The sequence below is a fragment of the Polymorphobacter sp. genome (genome assembly GCF_051860865.1).
Lineage (GTDB): Bacteria > Pseudomonadota > Alphaproteobacteria > Sphingomonadales > Sphingomonadaceae > Sandarakinorhabdus.
Window position 1 is genome coordinate 29,965 of sequence record NZ_JBIMKZ010000030.1, and the last position, 6,367, is coordinate 36,331.

The following is a 6,367-nucleotide window of genomic DNA, read 5'->3' on the forward strand; positions in this document are numbered from 1 at the left end:
CAGGCCCCAGACCCCGATTATCTGGCGGTGATGTCGTTTGCAAACCCGAGGTTTTGGACCGGCCGCTTTCGCCCGAATCGGCCGTTCACACCCCATCTTGCCACGCCAAAACCGGCCGTTGACGGGCGCGGGGCTAAAGCTACGATCCACACCCATGAGGGCAACATTACTGGCAGTTTTGATTGTTTGCTCAGGGTGTTCGGACGTATGCCAGAATACCGTGGTTTCGCGCAGCCCCTCGCCTAACGGCAAAACCGTCGCCGTGCTGTTCCAGCGTGATTGCGGAGCGACCACAGGCTTTTCCACTCAAATCTCAGTACTGGACGCCAGCGGCAACCCTTCCGGAGCCGGAAATGCATTCAATGCAGATGACGATCACGGTGCCGCGCGCGTAGGCAGCTGGAACGGGTCGTGGGCTGAAATGCGGTGGCTTTCGGCAGACCGCCTCCTAATTCGATATGCCGCAAAATCGCGAGTTTTCAGTCAGAACGAGCAAATCTCGGATGTTAGCGTCATCTATCAGGTGGTCGGCAGCTGACGCCGGTTGATGAAGCGAGGCGGCTATTCGCATAACCAACATTTGACGACTAGGCGGGGTCGACGGTGAGCAGGACGTGGCCTCCGGCGGGTTAGCAAGAGTGCCTCCGGCGGTGAGAAAAGGGCCTCCGGCGGCCTCAGGCCCCAGACCCCAATTGGGTCGTGAACTTATAAAGTGCAGGGTGCCGGCGATTTGAGCGGGCTGCGGCTCAGCCGTATTCTAACCAGAGGATTACGGCGGCTACCAGCACACAGAAGATGGCGAAAAGCACCATGAACACCCGGAATGGGAGAAGCACGAGCAGATCGGACCAGTCGAACATAGCCTGACGCTGCCGCAATCGTCCGAGATTTGCAATCGAGCGGTTTTGTATCAATGCGCCTGCGGTGCGGGCTACAACCTAGTTGGTTTATCCCTCATGAGCCTCTGCTGCCGCCTTGCGGCGGCCGGATTATTGGGGTCTGGGGCCTGCGGCCCCAGCCGCCGGAGGCATCTTTTTACCGCCGGAGGCTTCTTGCTGCCGGAGGCATGCTGGTGGCGGCGGCTATTTGCAGCCGGTTTCCTTGGCCAGCCAGGCGATGAGGGCCTGGCGTTCTTCGGGGGCGGGGATGCCGGCGAAGACCATGCGGGTGCCGGGGATGTGTTTGCTGGGTTTTTCGAGGAAGCTGTCGAGTTTGGCGGCGGTCCAGGCGGGGGCGGCGGCGGTGAAGGCGGGGGAGTATTTGAAGTCGGCGGCGCCGAGGGGGGCGCGGGCGAAGAGGTTCCAGAGGTTGGGGCCGACGAGGTTTTTTCCGCCTTCCGGGAGGGTGTGGCAGGCGCGGCACTTGAGGAAGGCGCGGCGGCCTTGCTCAAGTGCCGCGGGGTTGCTGGCAGCGGCGCCTTCGGGGGGGGATGCCGGGCAGGCCGCGAAGGCCTGCGCGGGGAGAAGGGCTGCTGCCAGCAAGGGGAGTATGGTACGCATGACGATGTTATTCCACAGGCTTTATTGCTGGCGGATTACTCGAAGCGCAGGGTGACGTTAAGGCCGACTTCGCGGCCGCGATCGATGCCGACGGCGAGGCAGCGCTGCTCGGGATTGAGGCTGAGGCGGCGGCTGCCATCGGCGTTGTTGAAGTAGAGGCAGGAGTTGGTGTCCGAGGTGGCGGCGGTGCTGGCCTTGTTGTTGTCGAACAGATCGCGGACGAAGAAGCCGAAGCTGAGGTTCTTGTAGTCGATATTGGCGTTGGCGTTGATGCGGACGACGCCGGCGATGCGGGCGAGGTTGGCGGCGTCGGCGAAGCGTTCGCCGATGTAATTGCCGAAGACGCTGAGGCGCAGGCCGATGTCGTCGGTGAGGCTGGTGTCGTAATCGGCGCCGATGGAGCCGGTCCATTGCGGGAGGCCGACGGAGGTCTTGCCGTTGAAGGTGCTGCCCTGGAAGAGGTTGATCAGGTTGGCGTCGGTGGGGGCGGTGTTGCTGACATATTTGTGCTTGGCGTAGCCGACGCCGCCGCGCAGGCGGAAGCCGGGGGTGACATCGACGGTGGTGTCGATCTCGAAGCCATCGATCTTGCTGGCGCCGACGTTCTGGAAGCTGGTGACGGGGATGCCGGTGGCGGTGGAGACGGCGGCAAACTGCTGGTTCTCGACGTCCATGTGATAGGCGGCGGCGGAGAAGAACAGCTTGTTGTCGAGGATGCGGCCCTTGATGCCGATCTCGTAGTTGCGGTTGCTCTCCTGCTCGACGTAGCGGAAATTGGTCTGGATGGTCTGGTTCCAGCGGCCGGGCTTGGTGCCTTCCGAATAGAGGGCGTAGACGAGGGTGGAGTCGCTGGGCTTCAGCGAGAGGGTGATGCGGGGCAGGAAGCTCTTGTTGGTGCGCTCGAGCAGGGTGCTGTTGAAGGCGCCGGTGGTGGCGCCCGAGCAGGTCAGGCAGGGGAGGAACTGGTTGCGCTCGAACTCGTAGCGGGCCTCGGTCTGGAGGCTGAGCCAGTCGGTGAAATCGAAGGCCATGTCGCCGAAGAAGGCGATGTTGCGGACGTTTTCGTCACCGCGGGTGCGGCCGTCCGGGTTGGCGGGCGAGGTGGCGCCGCCGGCGGTGGGGCGGACATTGTTGTACGAGAAGTTGGACAGGCTCTCGTGATAGTAGAAGGCGCCGGCGCGCCAGCGGAAGCGGTCGGTGCCGGGCGAGACGATGCGGATCTGGCCGTTGTAGTTGGTGAACTCGTCCCAGGTGGAGGAGAAGAACGGGTTGGCGAGCTTGTTGGCGGCGGTGGCGGTGTTGCTGACGCGGCGGGAATAGGCCTGGTTGCCGAAGAAGGGATCGCCGCCGCTCTGGCGGAAATAGAGATCCTGGTTGGTCCAGCTTTCCTCACGCATGTAGCCGGCGTTGGCCTGGAGCTGATAGCCGTTGCCGAAGGTGTAGCTGGTGACGGCGGTGAACAGCATCAGGTTGCGATCGAGGCCGCAGTCGGCGGGGCGGGCGGCGATGGTGTTGGTGGCGTTGGCGGGGAGATCGCTTTCGCAGCCGGCCGATGCCGGTTCGACCTCGCCGAGCGTGCCGATGGGCCAGAGGGTGGTGGCGGTCGTGCCGGCATATTGCAGGTTGGTGAGCGGGGTGCCCTGGGCCTGCCATTCCTGCGGGTGGAGGGTGGTGAAGGCGGGGGCGGTATCGCGCTGCTTCTGGTAGACGCCGGTGAGCTTGAGCGAGAACTGGTTGTTGGGGCGGATCAGCAGGCTGGCGTTATATTGCTCGGTGTCCTCGCGGCCGATCTCGATGGTGCGGAGCGCGTTGGTGCGGCTTTCCAGCGAGCCGAGGCGGCGGTTGCGGCCGAACAGGGTGAGCCAGACATTGTCCTTGACGATCGGGAAGGCGATGGTGGCGGAGATCTGGCGGTTGGCCTCCTCGGCGCCCTGGTTGATGCTGACGAAGCCGTCGATGACCGCTTCGATGCCGTCCGGCGTGCGGTCCCGGGTCTTGTAGCTGACGGCGCCGGCATAGGTCTGGCGGCCGAATTCGGTGGCCTGGGGGCCGCGCAGGACTTCGACGCCGGCGATGTCCGGGATGTCCAGCATCGAGGCGGAGCCGGCGAGCGGGACGCCATCGAGGAAGACGGTGACCGACTGGAGCTGCTTGTTGATGGTGTTGGGGGCGAGGCCGCGGATCGACAGCGTCGACGGGGAGGCGCGGCCGCGCGAGGATTCGAGGACGAGGCTGGGGACGAAGCCGGCGAGATCGCGCAGGTCGCGGACCTGCTGCTTGCGGAGGAACTCCTGATCGACGGCGACGACGGAGAGGGCGACATTCTCGATCCGCTCGGGGCGGCCCTTGGCGGTAACGATGATCTCTTCGGATTCGATGGCGGCTGCGGCTGCGGCTGCGGCTTCGTCTTCGGCGGCGCGGGCGGCGCCGGGCATGAGCAGGGCCGTGGCGAGCGCCAGGCTGCTGACGGCGAAGGCAGTCTTCGAGCGAATGGTCATGTCAGGCCCCCCTGTATGGCGCGTTGTTATGTCATTATGTCATTATGATGTTCTACAACGCAAGCATTTTTATATGGTTTCAACTCAACAGGTTGAGGGCGGCGCGCTCGCCGCTTTCGAGCGCGCCCTCGATGCCGCTGGCGAGGTCGGCGGTGTGTTCGCCGGCGAAGCTGATTCGGCCATGGGGGCGCTTGAGCAGGGACTGGAGGATGGCGAGATGGCCGGGGCGGCGCGAGGCGAAGGTGCCGAGCGACCAGGGGTGGCGGGTCCAGCTGAAGGCGGTGCCGGGGCCGAGGCGGCCGTCCAGCGACGGGCGGGCGGCGACGAGCAGGCGGCGGGCGATCTCCGGCACCTCGGCGGCGGCGGCGCGGTGCAGCGCATTGGCCTTGCCGCCGGTGGCGTAGAACCAGAGGTGGCGGCCGGCATCATTGGCGATGACGAAGGCGCGGCCGGGGAGGCTGTCGCTCCACAGCGAAGGAGGCAAGCCATCCTGGTCCCAGAAGGGGTCGGTGATGGGGAAGAAGGCGCTGGTGGCCTGTCCATAGGGGATGTGCGCCCAGGCGGCGCGCTGCCCGGTGGGGGGCAGCGGATCGAAGACCATGCGGCGGGTGATGCTGGCCGGGGTGGTGACGATCAGCCGGGCGGCACTGAAGCGGCGGCCGTCGCGGGCATGGGCGGTGACGAGGCCGCCGGACTCGGTGATGGCCATGATCTCGGTATTGAAGTGAACGGCGTCGCCGAGTTTGGCGGCCATCGCGTCGGTGAGGCGGCTCATGCCGCCCTTGATGTGCTCGACGCGGCCCAAATCGGCAGACTGGCGGCGGCCCTGGTCCCGGCGCAGCATCCACAGCGCCGAGATTTCCGACAGGCTGTCGGCCTGGGCGCCGACGGCGGCGCAGGCGAGGGCGGCGTCATTGGCGCCGAGCTGGCGCAGCATCCGGTCATAGGGAATGTCGAGCGCCGCCGCTTCCGGGCTGAGCCAGGCTTCGGCGTCGGCAAGCGGCGCGGCGCGCGAAACCATGGCAGTTTCGACCGCATAGGGCGGGATGGCACGCATCGGCGCGGGGAGCGTATTGGCGGGGTCCTGCGCCCAGGCGGCGGGGGCGAGCAGGCGGTTGTTGCTGTGGATCGCCATGCCCGGTGGCAGCCGGTCGGCGGCATAGAGGCCGAGGCCGAGATCGCCGGCGAGGCTGCGGGTGCGGGCATAGAGCGGGCCGACTTCCGACCCGCCGGCATCGGGGCGGCCGGGGGCGGCATCGAGGGTGCGGATGCGGCCGCCGGGGCGGCTGTCCGCCTCCAGCACGGTGACGCGGGCGCCTTCGCTGGCAAGGATGAGGGCGGCGTTGAGGCCGGACAGGCCGGCGCCGATGACGAGGATGTCGTCCCGCGAGTCCGCACGGGCGGGGCGGGGGACGAACGAGGCAGCAAAGGCCGCCGCGCCGCCGCCGAGCAGGCGGCGGCGGCCGAGAAGCAGGCGATCGGGGGTCAGCCCTGCCAGTAGCTCGTCCATCTCAGCTTGTCCTTGAGGTAGGCGGCGGCTTCACGCTTGCTGCCGGGGACATGATCGAGCCAGAGATTGGGGTCGTGGCGCTCCTTGTAGGCGTCGAAGACATGCCGGTAGAGCGACAGATGGACATCGGGGATGCGGTGCGCCTTGCGGAAGCTGGCCATGTCGATCTGGGCGCGGCGCTTGGTCTCGAACTTGTCGGCCTCGGTCAGCACCACGCCCTTGGGGGCGAAGATCGCCGAGCGGCCGACCCAGTCGTTCTTCGGCGCCTGTTCGACGAAATAGTCGTTGCTGGGGCGGAAGACGTCCATGCAGTTGTTGACGATCGTGACATAGACATCGTTGTGATAGGCGGTGAGGCGCATGTCGTGCCATTCACAGCCGCCGGTGGCGGTGCGCAGGATCAGCTCGGCGCCCTTCATCGCCATGCAGCGGAACAGCTCGGGCTCGAACTGCACGGCCGACATCGAGATGTTGCCGATATCGGTGCGCTCGACGGGGACGACGGCATCCCAGCCGTACATCTCCACATAGCGATCGAGCACATCATAGATGGTGGTGCTGAACTGCTCGACGCCGGGCCACATGCCGCGCATGTTGCGCTGTTTCCAGTGGCGGGCGATCAGCTTGCCCTCGGGGCCGATCAGCAGCTGGGTGTTCATGCTGTGGCCGGGCCAGTCATCGTCGAGCATCTGGCAGCCGAGCGCGATATAGCAATTATATTGCTTGGCCTTGGCGCCGAGCGCGGCGATCTCCGGGCCGTCCGGATGGCGCGAGACGCGCAAATATTGCTTGAGGTCATAGGGCGCGAAGCCGTGCAGCGGAAATTCGTGGAAGCAGAGCAGGTCGCAGCGGCCGCCGAC

5 protein-coding genes are annotated in these 6,367 nt (G+C 66.0%); 1 reads left to right on the forward strand and 4 read right to left on the reverse strand.

The genetic code is table 11. From position 1 onward, the window contains the following. A partial coding sequence (locus ACTIFJ_RS07630; RefSeq protein ID WP_439533501.1) for a hypothetical protein occupies positions 1 to 246 on the forward strand: 246 nt, incomplete at its 5' end. Between the two features lie 836 nt (positions 247 to 1,082). Here the strand turns inward: ACTIFJ_RS07630 and ACTIFJ_RS07635 are convergent. The 4 genes from ACTIFJ_RS07635 to ACTIFJ_RS07650 form a co-directional block, all read right to left on the reverse strand. Beyond that, positions 1,083 to 1,499 carry a c-type cytochrome gene (locus ACTIFJ_RS07635; protein WP_439533502.1) on the reverse strand — a complete coding sequence of 139 codons (417 nt, stop codon included), beginning with the start codon at positions 1,497 to 1,499 and terminating at the stop codon, positions 1,083 to 1,085. A 35-nt stretch (positions 1,500 to 1,534) separates the two neighbouring features. Beyond that, a complete protein-coding gene (locus tag ACTIFJ_RS07640; protein WP_439533503.1) occupies positions 1,535 to 3,997 on the reverse strand; it encodes a TonB-dependent receptor in 2,463 nt (820 codons plus the stop codon). A gap of 79 nt (positions 3,998 to 4,076) precedes the next feature. Continuing rightward, positions 4,077 to 5,507: a flavin monoamine oxidase family protein gene (locus ACTIFJ_RS07645; RefSeq protein WP_439533504.1), complete on the reverse strand. Its 1,431-nt coding sequence runs from the start codon at positions 5,505 to 5,507 to the stop codon at positions 4,077 to 4,079. Continuing rightward, positions 5,483 to 6,367 (reverse strand): nitrilase-related carbon-nitrogen hydrolase (locus ACTIFJ_RS07650; RefSeq protein ID WP_439533505.1); only part of this gene is annotated, 885 nt, incomplete at its 5' end. The genes ACTIFJ_RS07650 and ACTIFJ_RS07645, both read right to left, overlap by 25 nt.